Origin of the sequence: Microtetraspora sp. AC03309 (assembly GCF_020826795.1) — a bacterium.
Lineage (GTDB): Bacteria > Actinomycetota > Actinomycetes > Streptosporangiales > Streptosporangiaceae > Microtetraspora > Microtetraspora glauca.
In genome coordinates, this window is the sequence record NZ_JADDIL010000026.1 from 26,852 (window position 1) to 43,503 (window position 16,652).

At 69.5% G+C, this 16,652-nt stretch carries 13 protein-coding genes and 1 riboswitch; of the genes, 7 read left to right on the forward strand and 6 right to left on the reverse strand.

Going from position 1 to position 16,652, the window contains the following annotated elements:
- Positions 1 to 76 precede the first annotated feature (76 nt).
- Complete coding sequence (locus tag IMZ11_RS17435) at positions 77 to 1,504, reverse strand: trehalose-6-phosphate synthase (protein ID WP_228642661.1); 1,428 nt, start codon at positions 1,502 to 1,504, stop codon at positions 77 to 79.
- Positions 1,505 to 1,620: 116 nt separating this feature from the next.
- Between IMZ11_RS17435 and IMZ11_RS17440 the strand changes: the two genes are divergently transcribed.
- The 5 genes from IMZ11_RS17440 (at position 1,621) to groL (ending at position 6,601) form a co-directional block, all read left to right on the forward strand.
- Positions 1,621 to 2,172 carry an RNA polymerase sigma factor gene (locus IMZ11_RS17440; protein WP_061260787.1) on the forward strand — a complete coding sequence of 184 codons (552 nt, stop codon included), beginning with the start codon at positions 1,621 to 1,623 and terminating at the stop codon, positions 2,170 to 2,172.
- Positions 2,173 to 2,319: 147 nt separating this feature from the next.
- Positions 2,320 to 2,459: riboswitch (SAM riboswitch) on the forward strand.
- Positions 2,460 to 2,473: 14 nt separating this feature from the next.
- Positions 2,474 to 3,736: a threonine synthase gene (gene thrC, locus IMZ11_RS17445; protein WP_228642663.1), complete on the forward strand. Its 1,263-nt coding sequence runs from the start codon at positions 2,474 to 2,476 to the stop codon at positions 3,734 to 3,736.
- Between the two features lie 37 nt (positions 3,737 to 3,773).
- Positions 3,774 to 4,049 carry a MoaD/ThiS family protein gene (locus IMZ11_RS17450; protein ID WP_228642665.1) on the forward strand — a complete coding sequence of 92 codons (276 nt, stop codon included), beginning with the start codon at positions 3,774 to 3,776 and terminating at the stop codon, positions 4,047 to 4,049.
- 361 nt (positions 4,050 to 4,410) lie between these two features.
- On the forward strand, positions 4,411 to 4,614 hold the full coding sequence (locus IMZ11_RS17455; protein WP_061260793.1) for a cold-shock protein: 204 nt from the start codon (positions 4,411 to 4,413) through the stop codon (positions 4,612 to 4,614).
- Positions 4,615 to 4,975: 361 nt separating this feature from the next.
- Positions 4,976 to 6,601: a chaperonin GroEL gene (gene groL, locus IMZ11_RS17460; RefSeq protein WP_228642667.1), complete on the forward strand. Its 1,626-nt coding sequence runs from the start codon at positions 4,976 to 4,978 to the stop codon at positions 6,599 to 6,601.
- Between the two features lie 80 nt (positions 6,602 to 6,681).
- Here the strand turns inward: groL and IMZ11_RS45290 are convergent, their stop codons facing one another.
- The 5 genes from IMZ11_RS45290 to IMZ11_RS17485 form a co-directional block, all read right to left on the reverse strand.
- Positions 6,682 to 7,260 (reverse strand): septum formation family protein, encoded by a 579-nt coding sequence (locus IMZ11_RS45290; RefSeq protein ID WP_308066805.1) that lies wholly within the window; start codon positions 7,258 to 7,260, stop codon positions 6,682 to 6,684.
- A 527-nt stretch (positions 7,261 to 7,787) separates the two neighbouring features.
- On the reverse strand, positions 7,788 to 9,809 hold the full coding sequence (locus tag IMZ11_RS17470) for an AAA family ATPase (protein ID WP_228642671.1): 2,022 nt from the start codon (positions 9,807 to 9,809) through the stop codon (positions 7,788 to 7,790).
- Between the two features lie 442 nt (positions 9,810 to 10,251).
- The gene (locus tag IMZ11_RS17475) at positions 10,252 to 11,916 is read right to left on the reverse strand and encodes a DNA repair helicase XPB (protein WP_228642673.1); all 1,665 of its coding nucleotides are present in this window, start codon (positions 11,914 to 11,916) and stop codon (positions 10,252 to 10,254) included.
- Positions 11,917 to 11,983: 67 nt separating this feature from the next.
- The gene (locus IMZ11_RS17480; protein ID WP_228642675.1) at positions 11,984 to 12,556 is read right to left on the reverse strand and encodes an MgtC/SapB family protein; all 573 of its coding nucleotides are present in this window, start codon (positions 12,554 to 12,556) and stop codon (positions 11,984 to 11,986) included.
- A 312-nt stretch (positions 12,557 to 12,868) separates the two neighbouring features.
- Entirely contained in the window at positions 12,869 to 15,376 is a 2,508-nt protein-coding gene (locus tag IMZ11_RS17485; RefSeq protein ID WP_228642677.1) for a helicase C-terminal domain-containing protein, read from the reverse strand.
- 163 nt (positions 15,377 to 15,539) lie between these two features.
- Here IMZ11_RS17485 and IMZ11_RS17490 point away from each other — a divergent pair, with 163 nt between their 5' ends.
- Entirely contained in the window at positions 15,540 to 16,151 is a 612-nt protein-coding gene (locus IMZ11_RS17490) for an HAD family hydrolase (protein WP_228642679.1), read from the forward strand.
- 88 nt (positions 16,152 to 16,239) lie between these two features.
- Entirely contained in the window at positions 16,240 to 16,638 is a 399-nt protein-coding gene (locus IMZ11_RS17495; protein WP_061260809.1) for a cold-shock protein, read from the forward strand.
- The last annotated feature ends 14 nt before the right edge of the window (positions 16,639 to 16,652 follow it).

Here is a 16,652-nt window from a genome sequence, read left to right on the forward strand (position 1 = left end):
CCCTGAGGTCAGACAGGCGTGCGAACGCGTGGGTCCCCGCCGGTCCATCGGGCCGCGGCGGGACGCCGCGGCATGGTCAGGAGAGTGCGGCGAGCTGCTCCGCGAGCCACCGCCGCGGAGGGAGCGCGGTGGCCGCGACGCGCAACCGCGCGCACCGCTCCGCCCGCTCGTCCTCCGGCATGATCAGCGCCTCGTGCAGGGCGGCCGCCGTACCCGAGACGTCGAAGGGGTTGACCAGCAGGGAGTCCGCTCCGAGTTCCGTGGCGGCGCCCGCCTCGCGGGAGAGCACGAGCGCGCACCGGGGCGACAGGATCGGCCCCTCCTTGGCGACGAGGTTCATGCCGTCGCGTATCGGGTTGACCAGCAGCACGTCGGCCAGTCGGTACGCCGCGAGGGAGCGGGGATAGTCGTCGTGCACGTTGAGGATGAGCGGGTCCCACTCCTCGGTGGCGTAGGCGTCCTCGATCTCCTTGGCGCACCGCTGCACCGCCGCCGTGTACTCACGGTATTCGGGCAGGTCGTGCCGCGACGGGTAGGCGAAGGCGAGGTGGACCACCCTGCCGTGCCACTCGGGGTGGTCGGCCAGGAACTCCCGGTAGGCCATCAGGCCGCGGACGATGTTCTTGGACAGCTCGGTCCGGTCGATGCGGACGATCAGCCGCCGGTCGCCGACCTGCTCCTTGAGCGCGGTCATGCGCGCCTCGACGTCCGGCTCGGCGGCCCTGGCGCGGAGGGCGTCCCCGTCCACTCCGAGCCCGTGTACGCCGACGCGGGTGGTCCTGCCCTCGTAGGTGACCGTACGGCCGGCCCGGTCGACCCGCGCGCCCAGGATGGCGGCGCAGCAGTCCATGAACGCGGCGGCCCAGCGGGACGTGAGGAACCCGGCGTGGTCCGCGCCGAGGATGCCCGACAGCACCTCGGCGGCGACGTCGTCGGGCAGGAGCGAGAAGTACTCGGGCGGGGCCCAGGGCGTGTGCGAGAAGTGCGCGATCCGCACGTCGGGCCGCTCGACCCGCAGCATGGCCGGAGCCAGGGTGAGGTGGTAGTCCTGGATCATCACCTTGGCGCCGTGCGCGGCCTCCTCGGCGAGCGCGAGCGCGAACGCCCCGTTGTACTCCTGGTAGGACGCCCACTCGCGGCGGAAGCGCGTGTCGAAGTGCGGCATGGTCGGGGTGTTGTAGAGCAGGTGGTTGACGAACCACAGGGTCGAGTTGGCGACCGCGTTGTAGGCCCGGTGGAAGGTCGCCGGAGGGATGTCGAGCATCCGTAGCCGTCCCGTGTCGTAGCCCGCCTGGTCCAGCCGGCCGCCCGGCGCGAGCCGTGCGGCACTGCGGTCGCCGTCGGAGAGGGCCGCGCAGACCCAGAGCATGTCGGAGTCCTTGAACGCCTCGGACAGCCCGGAGACGAGGCCGCCGCCGCCGCGCCGCATGGTGAGCGCGCCGTCGTCGGACAGGGTGAACGAGACCGGCCCCCGATTGGAGGCGATCAGCACGTTGCTGCTCATGATCCGGCTCCCGTTACTGTGAGGGCGCGCATTCCGGAAGAGTAATAAATCCTGACCGTCGCCAATAGGATGTCAGGGAACCGCGGGTGCCCCGGCGAGGCGGGATGAGATCAGAGATGGCACTGGACGAGACGACCGAGGAACTGGCCCGATCGGCCGCCCAGGGCGATCACCGCTCTCTCGGCGAGCTGCTGCGCATGATCGAGCCGCACGTGCTGCGGCACTGTGAACGGCTGCTGCCCTACCGGCAGGACGCCGAGGAGGCGGCCCAGGACACCCTCCTCGCGGTCGCGCGCAACATCGGCAGGTTCGAGGGGCGGGCCAAGTTCAGCACCTGGCTGCACATCGTGACCGCCAACTGCGCCCGCACCACCTACCGGTCGCTGAAGCGCCGGGCGTCCGAGCAGGCGGAGGAGCTGCCCGAGCAGCGTCCCGATCCGCGCCGGGTCAGCGTCATCGCCGGATCGCGGCTCGACCTGCTGGACGCGATGGAGGCGTTGGAGGCGGAGAAGCCCGACCTCGCCCAGGCGCTGGTGCTGCGCGACATCTGCCAGCTGGACTACACCGAGGTGGCCGATCAGCTGGGCATCCCGCTCGGCACCGCCAAGTCGCGCATCCATCAGGCGCGCAAGTACGTGCAGACGGCCCTGGGCGAGGCATACGGCTGATCGTCTTACCTGGTAATGCGATTTCATCTCGAATAATGAGACGTCGGATCGGACACCTGGGACGACAAGGTACAGTGCTAGGGAGTGTCCCGCCGATGATCTTTGGGATACGCCCTGCGGCATGCCCGCCAGGGAACAACTGAATATTGCTCATCCAGAGGGGTGGAGGGACCGGCCCTGCGAAGCCCCGGCAACCCTCCCGGTGCCCGTACTCGTGACCACGAGGCCGGCCGGGACAGGTGCCAATTCCGGCTCGTGACCAGGGTGGCCACGAGCGAAGATGAGGGAAAGGCCTCGCTTCATGGCGCTCGCAAGCACTGCAAACTCCGCTCTCGACTTCGGCCCCGCCTCGGCTCTGTCCTGTCGTGAGTGCGGCACCCGCTATGACCTCGGCCCGATCTTCGCGTGTATCGAGTGTTTCGGGCCACTCGAGGTGGCGTACGACTTCGGTCCGGTGACCCGCGAGGAGATCGCGGCCGGTCCGACCAACATCTGGCGGTACAGCAAGCTCCTCCCCGTTCCGGGGAACGTCGAGACCCGGCCCAACCTCCAGCCCGGCTGGACCAAGCTGGTCAAGGCCGACAACCTGGCCGGCGAGCTGGGCCTCCGCTCGCTGTACATCAAGGACGACTCGGGCAACCCCACCCACTCCTTCAAGGACCGCGTGGTGGCGATCGCCCTGGAGGCCGCGCGGAACTTCGGCTTCCACACACTGTCCTGCTCCTCCACGGGCAACCTCGCCGGAGCGGTCGGCGCGGCCGCCGCTCGCGCGGGGCTCGACTCGTGCGTGTTCATCCCTTCCAACCTCGAAGAGGCCAAGATCACCATGGCCTCGGTGTACGGCGGCCGCCTGGTCGCGATCGACGGCACCTACGACGAGGTCAACCGGTTCTGCTCCGAGCTCATCGGTGACGAGCTGGGCGAGAAGTGGGGTTTCGTCAACGTCAACCTCCGCCCGTACTACGCCGAGGGCTCCAAGACGCTGGCCTATGAGATCGCCGAGCAGCTCGGCTGGCGGATCCCCGACCAGATCGTCATCCCGGTGGCCTCCGGCTCCCAGCTCACCAAGATCGACAAGGGTTTCCGCGAGCTGATCAAGCTGGGTCTGGTCGAGGAAAAGCCGTACAAGATCTTCGGTGCGCAGGCCGAGGGCTGCTCGCCGGTCTCCAGCGCGTACAAGGCGGGTCACGACGTGGTCCAGCCGGTCAAGCCGGACACGATCGCCAAGTCGCTGGCGATCGGGAACCCGGCCGACGGGCCGTACGTGCTGGACATCGCGCGGCGCACCGGCGGCGCGGTGGAGGACGTGAACGACCGCGAGGTGGTCGACGCGATCCGGCTGCTCGCCCGGACCGAGGGCATCTTCGCCGAGACGGCGGGCGGGGTGACCGTCGGCGTGCTGCGCAAGCTCACCGAGAGCGGCGCGCTCGACCCGGAGGCCGAGACGGTCGTGCTCAACACCGGAGACGGCCTGAAGACCCTGGACGCCGTCGCGGCCGAGGCCCGGCCCGCGGCCGTCATCCGCCCCTCTCTCGCGGCATTCCGTACGGCTTTCGCCAACTGACCGCGTTTACCAACGAAGCAACGAAAGTGAGCGAAAAATGAGCGTTTCTGTACGGATTCCGACGATTCTTCGTACATACACGGGGGGAGCCGCCGAGGTGTCCGGTGAAGGCGGAACGCTGCGCGAGGTCCTGCAGAAGCTGGACGCCGACTATCCCGGCATCGGCGCGCGGATCCTCGATGAAACGGGCAAGATTCGGCGTTTTGTCAACGTCTATGTCGGGGAAGAGGATGTCCGTTTCGTGGAGGGTCTGGACACCCCCACTCCCGATGGCGTCCAGATCTCGGTGATCCCGGCGGTGGCCGGCGGCTGACCCCTCGCGAGCCCACGACACCCACGTACCCAGGCCGGGTACGTGGGTGTTCGCATGTTGACGTGGGGTTCTGGCTAATGGCCGTTTATCTGGACATCAGGGCATGTGGTGCAATTCTCAACTAACTAATCGTTAACCGAATATTCTCCTGATCCTGCTTTGGGCGAACGCCAAGAAGTAGTTTGGGGATTGACTCTGTTGCCCTACGGCTTGACACGGGTATGGTCGAGGACGATCGACGTAACCGGGGGCCTCTTCGGTATCGGCGGTCGGCACTGGTCTCGGGCGTCTGCATTGAGATCAGCTGTTACGGATCGCGCGGGAATGGGCGTGATCTCCAGCCCAGCAAGAGGAGTCGGAAGTGGCGCAGGGCACCGTCAAGTGGTTCAACGCGGACAAGGGCTACGGCTTCATCGCGGTAGACGGTGGTAAGGACGTGTTCGTCCATTACTCGGCAATCATGATGGACGGTTACAAGGCCCTTGAGCAGGGGCAACGGGTGGAGTTCGACATCACGCAGGGTCAGAAGGGCCCGCAGGCGGAAGGCGTACGGACCGTCGTTTGATCCTGGAACGGCATCTGACGGCGCTTCGTGGAGCGTCGGCCTGGGGCCCGGTTCGCGTGGGGCGAGCCGGGCCTTCGCGTTCCGGCGCGCGTCCGCCGAGTCCGCCGAGTCCGCCAGGTACGGCACGGGTAGATCCATGATGCCGGACGTGCGAAAAGAGTGATGCTTCCAGCTCAGACCCGTTGCGGCTTGCACTCGCCTGGGTAGAGTGCTAAACAGTTCGTTGGCACTCTGATGTCGAGAGTGACAGAAACACCAGGATCGAGGCGATGGGGCCGGCGAAGGGAATGCGGGCCCAGACGCCGTCGCGGGCGTCGGCTCGGTCCTCGCAAGCCACCCTGCAACTGGGAGGTCTAGCCTTATGGCAGCCAAAATGATCGCGTTTGACGAGGACGCCCGGCGCGGTCTCGAGCGCGGTATGAACCAGCTCGCTGACGCCGTGAAGGTGACTCTCGGCCCCAAGGGCCGCAACGTCGTGCTGGAGAAGAAGTGGGGCGCCCCCACGATCACCAACGACGGTGTCTCCATCGCCAAGGAGATCGAGCTCGAGGACCCGTGGGAGAAGATCGGGGCCGAGCTCGTCAAGGAAGTCGCCAAGAAGACCGACGACGTCGCGGGTGACGGCACCACCACCGCCACCGTGCTCGCCCAGGCTCTGGTACGCGAGGGTCTGCGCAACGTCGCCGCCGGCGCCAACCCGATGTCCCTGAAGAAGGGCATCGAGGCCGCCGTCGAGCGCGTCAGCGAGGAGCTCTCCAAGCTGGCCAAGGACGTGGAGACCAAGGAGCAGATCGCCTCCACGGCCACCATCTCCGCCGGCGACGCCCAGATCGGCGAGATGATCGCCGAGGCCATGGACAAGGTCGGCAAGGAAGGCGTCATCACCGTCGAGGAGAGCAACGCCTTCGGCCTCGAGCTTGAGCTCACCGAGGGTATGCGCTTCGACAAGGGCTACATCTCGGGCTACTTCGTCACCGACCCGGAGCGTATGGAGGCGGTCTTCGAGGACCCCTACATCCTCATCGTCAACTCGAAGATCTCGGCCAACAAGGACCTGCTCCCGCTGCTCGACAAGGTCGTGCAGGCGGGCAAGCCGCTGGTCATCATCGCCGAGGACGTCGAGGGCGAGGCCCTGGCCACCCTGGTCGTCAACAAGATCCGCGGCCTGTTCAAGTCCGTCGCCGTCAAGGCTCCCGGCTTCGGTGACCGCCGCAAGGCCATGCTGGGCGACATCGCCACCCTCACCGGTGGCCAGGTCATCAGCGAGGAGGTCGGCCTCAAGCTCGAGTCCGCGACCCTCGACCTGCTGGGCAAGGCCCGCAAGGTCGTCATCACCAAGGACGAGACCACCATCGTCGACGGTGCCGGTGACGCCGAGCAGATCGCCGGCCGGGTGAACCAGATCCGCGCCGAGATCGAGAACACCGACTCCGACTACGACCGCGAGAAGCTCCAGGAGCGCCTCGCCAAGCTGGCCGGCGGCGTCGCCGTCATCAAGGCCGGCGCGGCGACCGAGGTCGAGCTCAAGGAGCGCAAGCACCGCATCGAGGACGCCGTTCGCAACGCGAAGGCGGCCGTCGAGGAGGGCATCGTCCCCGGCGGTGGCGTGGCCCTGCTGCAGGCCGGCGCCAAGGCGTTCGACAAGCTCGAGCTCAACGGCGACGAGGCCACCGGTGCCGCGATCGTGCGCAAGGCTCTCGAGGAGCCGCTGAAGCAGATCGCCGTCAACGCCGGCCTTGAGGGCGGCGTCGTGGTGGAGAAGGTGCGCAACCTCACCCCGGGTGAGGGCCTCAACGCCGCCTCCGGCGAGTACGTCAACATGTTCGAGTCGGGCATCATCGACCCGGCCAAGGTGACGCGCTCCGCGCTGCAGAACGCCGCCTCCATCGCGGCCCTGTTCCTCACCACCGAGGCCGTCATCGCCGAGAAGCCCGAGAAGACCCCGGCCGCTCCCGCCATGCCCGGCGGCGGCGACATGGACTTCTGAGTCTGCTCGTCAACAGAGAAGGGCGGTTCCCCTCGCGGGGGAGCCGCCCTTCTCTGTCGGGATGATCTATGGAGCCGGCGTTACCGCTTGACCTTTTCGGCCAGCTTGCCGCCGTTCGTGTCGACCGCCAGGCACGTGACGGACCGGTCTTTCCCCCACGACGCGGCGTCGGGCGGATAGAGGATGAAACCGGAGAGCCGGTCGACCATCGGGCTGTCGGAGAGCAGGCGCGCAAGCCGCTTCTCGCACCCGGACGTGGCCTTGTCACTCACAGCGTCCCTGCCGGGCCACGCACCGGTGGGCAGGTCGAACTGGGTGATCACTTCGGCGTCGTGCGGCTCCGAGCACGACTTGGCACTGATGGTGTACGACACCTCGCCGTCGGCGACACCGTCGAGACAGTCGCCCGTCCGTAGGTCGGCGACGCTCAGGGAGCCGCTCTCCGTGATCGCGCCGGAGCTGTCCCGCTCCGCCGACGTCATGGCGGCGATGACGACGCCGGCCACGATCAACAGCGCCCACAGGCCGGAGATGGTGAGCCCCGCTATGGCGAGGCCCCGGCCCTTCTCGCCCCGCTTTCTGATCTGGACCAGCGCGGCGATCCCGAAAACGACGGAGAACAGCAGGCCGCCGATGATCCCGAAGACGAGAGCCACCACGGCGAAGCCGTTGGTCCTCGCCGGGTAAGCCCCGTAGGACGGATGGGGCTGGGGTGGATAGGGGCCCGGGCCGTACGGGCCGTACGGGCCGTACGGGCCATACGGGCCATCGGGGTAGGCGGACGGTGGGCCGTATGGATTCGGCCCGTATCCGGAGCCCTGCGTGCCTGGTGGCTGAGAGGAACCCGAATCCGGCGGCGGGGGATAGGGGGAACCCGAGGCTGGGGGATAACCCGGGGGAAAGTCATTCACACGACCACATAGTGGCCCGTGCCCTTATCCGCGGGCAAGCCGCCTATGTCAGCCGGGTTGTCAGGACGCCTGGCGACGTGCGCCGGTCTGCCGATCCCTCACGTCCGGTTCAGAACCGGCTCGGAGCGACCGCCGGCGCACACATCCCGCCGCCGCGCCGGCACCCTGTCGTTGACTCTCGCCCAGTCCGCGATCTCTTTATGCATTCGAGCGGCTACATAAAGTCAGCCCCCCGAACGTGGGTTCGGGGGGCTTTTCGGGCATCCGTTCGGCGGCTATTCGGCCAGTTCGGCCGGGAGGTCCTTCTGGTGGACGACGGTCAGTGACGTGACGGCACGGGTCAGGACCACATAGAGCCGGGCGAGGCCGCGCTCCTCCGCCGCGACGATGTCGGCGGGTTCGGCGACGATGACGTGGTCGTACTCCAGGCCCTTCGCGAGGGTCGCCGGGATGACGAGCAGGCGATGGTCGCCGGTCGAGTCGGGGCCCAGGACCCCGTGCTCGACGCCGTCGGCCGTCAGGGCCGCCGACACGTCGAGGACACCGGAGTCCGCCACGATCACACCGATGGATCCGGGTTGCGCGAGCGCCGGCCGTACGACCTGGACGATCTCCGTGACCACGTCGGCCGCCGGCCGTACGGACAGGGAGCCGGCACCGGGACGGAGTGAGCGCGGGGCGGCGAGTTCGGGGGCCACGGAGGGGAGCAGCCGAGCGGCGTAGTCGAGGACCTCGCGCGGCACGCGGAACCCCAGCGTGAGCTCCGTGACCTCGCCCGACGGCTGTCCCAGGTGATCGAGCACGGCCTTCCACGACTGGGCGGACCACGGAGTCGTGCCCTGGGCGAGGTCGCCGAGGATGGTCGCGGAGCCGTTGCGGCAGCGCCGTCCGAGGGCGCGGAGCTGCATCGCGGACAGGTCCTGGGCCTCGTCGACCACGACATGCCCGTGAGAGGCCGTACGCTCGATGAGGTCGCCCAACTCGTCGAGGAGCGCTCCGTCCGCCGCCGTCCATCGTGCCGACTTGTACGACCGGTACGGCTTACGCCAGATCAGCGTCTCCTGCTCGTCGGGCGACAGGTCGGTCTTGGCGGCGTGGGCGAGGAACTCGGCGTCGGACAGCAGCCGGAACAGGACCTGCTCGGGCGTGAGCTTCGGCCACGCCGCGTCCAGGACCTGCTTGACCGGCCGTGACCTGGCCACGGCGTCCTGGACCCGGTCGTCGGGCGACTCTCCGCGGCGCTCCATCTGGATGAGCACGGCGTTGGCCAGCCGCTGGGCGAGGGCCGTACGCCCCGGGCCGTAGCGGGTGGTGCCGCGCAGCGAGGCGACGATCTCGCGGACCTCGTAGTCGGCGACCCGGTAGCGGTTGACGCCCTTGGTGAAGAGCACGCCCTCCTCGGGTTTGGCGACGTGCAGCCAGAGGGCGCGTTTCAGCACCGCGGCCATCCGCGCGTCGCCCTTCACCGCGGCGACGACCGGGTCCTCGGGATGGGCGTGGTCGCCGAGGATGCCCGTCACGGTCGTCTGGTCGACCTTCACCTCGCCCAGGGCGGGCAGCACGGAGGAGATGTAGGAGAGGAACGCGCGGTTCGGTCCGACGATCATGACGCCCGACCTGGAGAGTCGTTCCCGGTGGGTGAACAGCAGGTAGGCCGCGCGATGGAGGCCGACGGCGGTCTTCCCGGTGCCCGGGGCGCCCTGGACGCAGACGGTCACGCCGAGATCGGATCGGACGATCTCGTCCTGGTCGGGCTGGATGGTCGCGACGATGTCGCGCATGGGGCCGGTGCGTGGGCGTTCGATCTCCTCGGTGAGCAGCTTGCTCTGCCCGAGCTCCCGGCCGTCGAGGGGCTCGTCCTCGTACGCGGTGAGGGAGCCGCCCTGGTAGCCGAAGCGACGGCGCAGCGCCACGCCCATCGGGTCGGCCGGGCTGGCCTGGTAGAACGCGCGGGAGACCGGCGCCCGCCAGTCGATCACGAGGGCGCGGCTGTTGTCGTCGTGGACGTGCCGGCGGCCGACGTAGATCGTGTCCGGGAGGTCGTCGATCGCCGACCTGTTGAGCCGGCCGAAGAAGAGCGGGGTGTCGGGGTGGTCGGCGAGGGCGGCGACCCGCTGGTCGAGCAGCCCCTGCAGCACCTGCTGCGAGACCCAGTCGCCGGCCGCGTCGGCGGAGAGGGACGCCGCGTGCTCCCGCATGTCCTTGAGCGCCGAGCGAGAGGTGGCCAGATGGGCGCGCTCCGAGGCGAGCACCTCATCCGGCGCGGGTATGTCGGGGGCGAGCTGGTGTCCGGGCATGCGAAAGACTCCTCGCGGGTCGGTCGGTGGTGGTACGCCGTTCGGTCACGGCGGGTAGCGAAACGCAGCAGTCTACCCGTGCCGGAATGTGGTCCCCAACCGGTTTTCCGCCTGTGGGGCGTCGTGTCGCGGGCGCGGATCACGCGGCTGACATGATCTCCCCGTAATCATCCCAACACGGTGCGAAATCGAACAAATCGGCATGGCGCCAATGCCGAAAAATCCGCGCAAATTACGTGATTTGCCTTAACGATGGGGTATGCCGCGACCGGTTGTGATGGGCACCCGGCCGACGTGTGAGGGGGTGATGCGGTTGTCTCGGGCCGACGGTATTTCCTGGACGTAGATCGCGACTTTCCGTACACGGATCCGGACGCGTATCCGGGTCATGGACGCAGGGACGGCGATGGCCGTCCCCCGTGGAGGAAATCCCCGGCAAGGCTCACCTCGCCGGGTCCTCCTCCCCCTCGGCCAGCACCTCATCGGCGTCGATGATGTGGTACGAGTACCCCTGTTCAGCGAGGAACCGCTGCCTGTGGGCGGCGAAGTCCTGGTCGACGGTGTCGCGGCTGACCACGGAGTAGAACCGGGCGCCGCCGCCGTCGGCCTTCGGCCGGAGCACGCGGCCGAGACGCTGCGCCTCCTCCTGACGCGACCCGAACGTGCCGGACACCTGGATCGCGACGGACGCCTCGGGCAGGTCGATCGAGAAGTTGGCCACCTTCGACACCACGAGCACCTGGATCTCCTTGTCGCGGAACGCCTGGAACAGGCGCTCACGCTCACGGACCCGCGTCTCGCCCTTGATCACCGGGGCGTTCAGGTGCTCGCCCAGCTCGTCGAGCTGGTCGATGTACTGCCCGATGACGAGGACCTGCTCGCCCACATGCCGTCGTACGAGGGCCTCGGCGATCCGGTTCTTCGACGGGGTCGTGGCGCAGAACCGGTAACGCTCCTCGGCCTCCGACATCGCGTAGGCGAGCCGCTCCTGGTCACTCAGGGTCACCCGGACCTCGACGCAGTCCGCCGGGGCGATCCAGCCCTGGTTCTCCATCTCCTTCCAGGGCGCGTCGTACCGCTTGGGGCCGATCAGCGAGAACACGTCACCCTCACGGCCGTCCTCGCGGACCAGCGTGGCGGTCAGCCCGATCCGGCGGCGGGCCTGGAGGTCGGCCGTCATGCGGAAGATCGGCGCGGGCAGCAGGTGGACCTCGTCGTAGACGACCAGGCCCCAGTCGCGGGCGTCGAACAGCTCCAGGTGGCGGTACACGCCCTGGCGCTTCGTCGTCATCACCTGGTACGTCGCGATGGTGACCGGCCGGATCTCCTTCTTGGTGCCGGTGTACTCGCCGATCTCGTCGGCGGTCAGCGACGTCCGCTTGATCAGCTCCTGCTTCCACTGGTGCGCGGAGACCGTGTTGGTGACCAGGATGAGCGTGGTCGCCTGCGCGTGGGCCATCGCCGCCGCGCCGACGATCGTCTTGCCCGCGCCGCAGGGGAGCACGACGACGCCGGAGCCGCCGTGCCAGAAGGCGTCCGCGGCCTCCTGCTGGTACGGCCGGAGCGTCCAGCCGTCCTCGGCGAGCGTGATCGTGTGATGCTCTCCGTCGACGTAACCGGCGAGGTCGTCGGCCGGCCAGCCCAGCTTGAGCAGCACCTGCTTGATGTTGCCGCGCTCCGAGGGATGGACGGCGACCGTCTCGCCGTCGATGCGCTCGCTGACCAGGGGCTGGATCTTCTTGGAGCGCAGCACCTCCTCGAGCACCGCCCGGTCGGTGCTGGTCAGCACCAGGCCGTGGCTGGGGTGCTTCTCCAGCCGGAGCCGTCCGTAGCGGGCCATCGTCTCGACCATGTCCACGAGCAGCGCGTTCGGGACCGGGTAGCGGCTGAAGCCGATCAGCGTGTCCACGACCTGCTCGGCGTCGTGCCCGGCGGCGCGCGCGTTCCACAGCGCGAGCGGGGTCACCCGGTAGGTGTGGACGTGCTCGGGGGCCCGCTCCAGCTCGGCGAACGGCGCGATCGCCTTGCGGCACGCGTCCGCCCGCTCGTGATCGACCTCGAGCAGCAGCGTCTTGTCCGACTGAACGATCAGCGGTCCGTCATTCAATGCCTGCTCCCTTGTACGGCTACCGCCTATCAAACAAGGGATCGAGCCGAATCACTCCCGGGTTGGGTCAATCGGGGGTGGGAGTGTCGAGATAGCCGTTCACTCCGGCCCAGACGAGGGCGATCATGCCGATGATGAACAGCACGACGTTGATGCCGATGGAGATCCACGTCCACTTCAGCAGGCGCCTGGCCGTGTCCGGTTCGGTGTCGACCTTGCTGAGCGCGATGCCGGACAGGATGGCGCCCGCGATACCGCCGAGCGTGATGTAGCAGCTCAACGCGAGCACGAGGCTGATGACCAGGGCGACGATCGCGTGGGTGCGCGGGCCCGCGGGCTGGGGAGGGTAGCCGTATCCCGGCGGGCCGTAGGGCGGCTGGCCGTACCCCGGCTGGCCGTAGGGCGAGCCGTATCCCGGCTGGCCGTATCCCTGCTGCCCGTACCCCTGCTGGCCGTATCCCGGCTGGTCATAGGGCTGCCCGTACGGCTGGCCGTACGCCTGCCCTTGTTGCTGGCCGTGTCCCTGTTGACCGAACTGCTGCCCGCTGTAGGGCTGCCCGGCTTGAGGATCCGTTCCGTACGGGTTGTGGGGGCTCTGCCACTCTTGGGGGTTCTGGCCCGGCTGTTCTGGGGTCGTCACCGTAGGTCGATCCTTCGTCGCTCGGGGTCCAGATTGTCGGGTTCCAGAAATATCACGGTATGGCGCTCCCCGCTCCGGTGCTGAGGACCGCATCGAAACGGGGAGCGCGGCGACCTGAGGGACCAGTCGCCAATCCAGCCCCTACCGGTCAGCCGGATCATCGCCAAATCGGGCGCCGAAAGGCAACGGATTAAACGCCCGGTGCGGGCAGAGGCGCGAACCGATGCGTCACGCCACCGTGATGGGGAATCCGGGTGGCGGGAGCCGCCATCTGGGCGCTGACGTCCGGTCGACGTTCGGAGCCGGGCCCCGCTAGTTGACGTCGGCGATGCCGGTGATCCGGTGCAGCGCGAACCGGTGCACGGCCGCACGGGTCTCGTCGTAGGCGGTCAGGTAGCCGCCCTCCATCCGGGCCGGCTCCAGGATGCGACTGGTGGCATGACCTTGCGAGTCGAGATAGCCGATCCACACCCGCGCCCCCTGGCGGATCGCCTCCTGGAGCGCGCTGATCGTCGCGGTCGAGGGGGAGCGCGGGACCTGTCCACGGGGTGCGTCCGACGGGCCGCGCCGCGCGAGGTGGGCGTCGTCCCCGGCCCTGATCGCGCGTACGGCCGCCGCGACCATGTCGGGGTCGGGCCCGGTCGCGGTCCCGCCGCGCGCGAGCGGCTGGCCCTCGGTCCGCCGGGTGTCCGCCCGCGACACCAGCACGTCCCCTTCCAGGGACTCCGCCACGGGGGAGTAGCCCATCGCGCGCAGCGCGTCGACCAGCGTCGCACGGGACGTCTTGGAGGCGAGGACGGTGGGCGCGAGCCGCCGCAGGCGCAGTACGGACGCCCGCCGGTCGGCCACCACCTCGTCCAGGACCGCGGGGTCGTCGCAGCGGATGTAGGCCGAGGCCGTACCGACCCTGATACGGCCGTGCCTGCGGGCCACGTCGGTGACCAGATAGCGCAGCGGCTGCGGCACCGGGGTGGCGGAGTGTCGCTCCAGCATCGTGAGCAGTTCGTCCGCCGACTGGCCGGCGTCGAGCGCCCGCCTGATCGACCCCTCACCGAACCGGTAGACGGTCGCGCCGCCCTTGGACTCCACGTCCGCCGCCAGCGCCAGCCAGCGGCCGAGATCGCTGGTGAGCGGCCCCGGCGCCACGGCGGTCAGGTCCGCCTGCAGCAGCACCTTGTCCACGGGCTCGGGCAGCAGCGGTGCCAGCAGCTCCGCCGGAGCCTTCCCGGCACCGCCTCCGCCGCCGGCCCCCTGGCCGTACGGAGGGCTGGACGGAGGGCTGGACGGAGGGCCGTACGGAGGGAAGGCGCGCAGCAGCGCGCGGCCATGGCCGGACAGGACGCCGAGCCCGGTGACGCCGAGGTGCTCGGCCTCGCGCAGCGTGAGCTCGGCCAGCCGGTCGCGCTGCGTGACCCGTCGGCGTGGCTGCTCCCACGCGAGGCGGCCGATCACCGACGCGGGCGTGGGGGCGATGCCGGGGCCTGCCGCGCCGAGTACGGACAGCGTGCGCAGGCGCACCTCGGAGGCGGCCGACCTGCGGAGATCCGGGTGCAGGGCGTTGATCGGACGGTCGCGGTCGTCACGCTCCCCGATCAGGCCGGGGGCGCGGTCCATGCCCGCCCAGGCCGAGGCGAGCAGGGTCCATCGGTCCTCGGTGGCCTTGAGCCGCCAGGCGTCGTACGCGGCGGTCGGCAGCCACTCCCCGTCGACGGATCCGCCCGACGCGACGAGTCCGGCCGCGTGCGCCACCTCCACGACGAGCCCGGTCGCCCACTCGGGGAGGTCGAGAATCTGCGCCGTCCGCTTCAGGTCCCGTACGGCGAGGCCGCCGGCGCGCAGGACGCCCGGAGGGTCGTGGCTCCAGAGCTCGCAGAGCTCCTCGACCGTGCGGACGAAGGTGAACGCCTGGCCGGCGGCGGTCCGGTCGGCCAGCGTCTGGTCGCGGGCCACGCCATCGAGCTCGGGCGGCCCCGGGGACAGGTCGCGGTGGACGCGCCCCGCGCGCAGGTACAGCGCCACCTCGCGGGGCAGCGCCACGGTCTCCTCGCCGGTCGCCCCGAGGAGGCCGCGCGCCAGAAGCTGCTCGACCGGCGATCGCGCCGTGGCCGTACGGACCTCGCGCCTGGCGCCGGCCACCCGGCCGCTCGGCGGGCCCCAGGCCAGCTCGTCCAGCGCCGCGCGGGCCTGCGGGGACACCTCGCCGATCAGCCGCCCGAGGGTGGCGGGGTCGGCGAGCAGCGTCGCCAGCCGCCGCCCCGGAGGAACGGCCGGATCCGTCGCGTCCGTCGCGGTCGGGGCGATGTCGGCGATGCCGGTGATGTCGGCGAGCAGGATCGTGAGGGACTCGGGGGAGTGGTGCCGGAACACGTCCGTCGCGGGCGGCCCGAGCCCCGCCGGAGGATCGAGCGCCTCCTTGACCCCGGGCGCCGGCAGCAGCGCGTCATCGGGCCCGAAGATCAGGCATGCCGTCCTGAGCCGGTCGACGCCCTCCCGGAGCGCCGTGTCCAGCTCCGCGGCGTACCGCTTGTCGCTCGCGCGGCTCCCGTGGGGGAGGGCGCGGGCGAGGATCGAGCGCAGCTCCGCGTACGCGAGCGGACCGGGCTGGAGGATCAGCGTCTCGGCGACGGACAGGGAGAAGCGGTCCAGCCGGTCGAGCGCCCGGCCGACGGCCGACGGCGTGCCCGCGCGCGCCGCCAACCCCTCGACGTGCGGCGGGACGGGCATGATGAGCTCCGGACGTGCCGTCACGAGGGCACGGAGCTGCTCGTCCGCGCGGCCGCGCAGCCACGCGGTGAAATCACCGTCCATCCCCTCACTCATCTCTTCATCGTAGGAGTACGGGTGCGGGTGATTCGCCTGGAAGGCGGCCCGCGGCCCCGCGAAACCACCGGGAGCCGTGACCGGGGTGGGATCCGCGGCCTGGCCAGGGGGGTCGCGCCATATGCCGGTGCGCGGTACCGCGCACTTTGGCATCCTTTATCGGGTGAACTCGGTGGGATTCGACCTCGACCTGACCCTGGCCGACACGCGCGCGGCCATCGCCGCCGTGTATGAGGCGATGTCGCCGCGGCTGGCCTACCCCATCGACGTGGACGTGGTGGTCTCCCGGCTCGGGCCTCCGCTGGAGGAGGAGCTGGCCTACTGGATGCCGGAGGAGGAGATCCCGGCCGCCGCCGCGCTGTACCGGGAGCTCTATCCGCGGATCGCGCTGCCCATGACGGGGCTCATGCCCGGCGCCGGCGAGGCGCTCGCCGCGGTCCGCCGGGCGGGTGGCCGGATCATCGTCGTCACCGGCAAGAACGTGCTGGACGCCCGGCGCACCGTGGCCGCCTTGGGGTTCGAGGTGGACGAGGTCGTCGGTTCGCTTTTCGGGGCCGACAAGGGCGAGGCCCTCGCGAGTTTCGGTGCCGGAGCATATGTTGGAGATCACGTGGCCGACATCGATGCGGCGCGTGCCGGTGGTGCCACGAGCGTCGCGGTGGCCACCGGTTCGTTCACGGCGGACCAACTAGTCGATCATGGAGCTGACGTGGTGCTGGAGGACCTCACCCAGTTCGTCGCGTGGTTCGACTCATGGACCGCCGTATCCGCGTAAAACACGGCCGTCAGGCGGTCCACAGGCGCCCTTCGCGGGCATAACCTACATCCATTCCTTTCACGACAGTCTGAACGAGGTCACCCCTGTGCCGAGTGGCAAGGTCAAGTGGTACGACGCCGACAAGGGATTCGGCTTCCTCACGCGCGACGACGGCGGTGAGGTATTCGTGCATTCATCGGCGCTGCCCAAGGGCGTGGACGTCCTCAAGCCCGGGCAGAAGGTCGAGTTCGGAGTGGCCGAAGGCCGCCGCGGTCAGCAGGCCCTGTCGGTCCGTGTTCTGGAGCAGCCGCCCACCCTCGCCAGGGCAGCTCGGGTGAAGGGCAAGCGCAAGAAGCCGGACGAGATGGTCGTCATCGTCGAGGATCTGATCAAGCTGCTCGACGACATCTCGACGTCCTACCAGAAGGGCAAGCAGCCGGACGCCGCGCACGCCAAGAAGGTCGCGAGCGTGCTGCGCGCCGTCGCGGACGACATCGACGGCTAGACGGCCGATCAGCC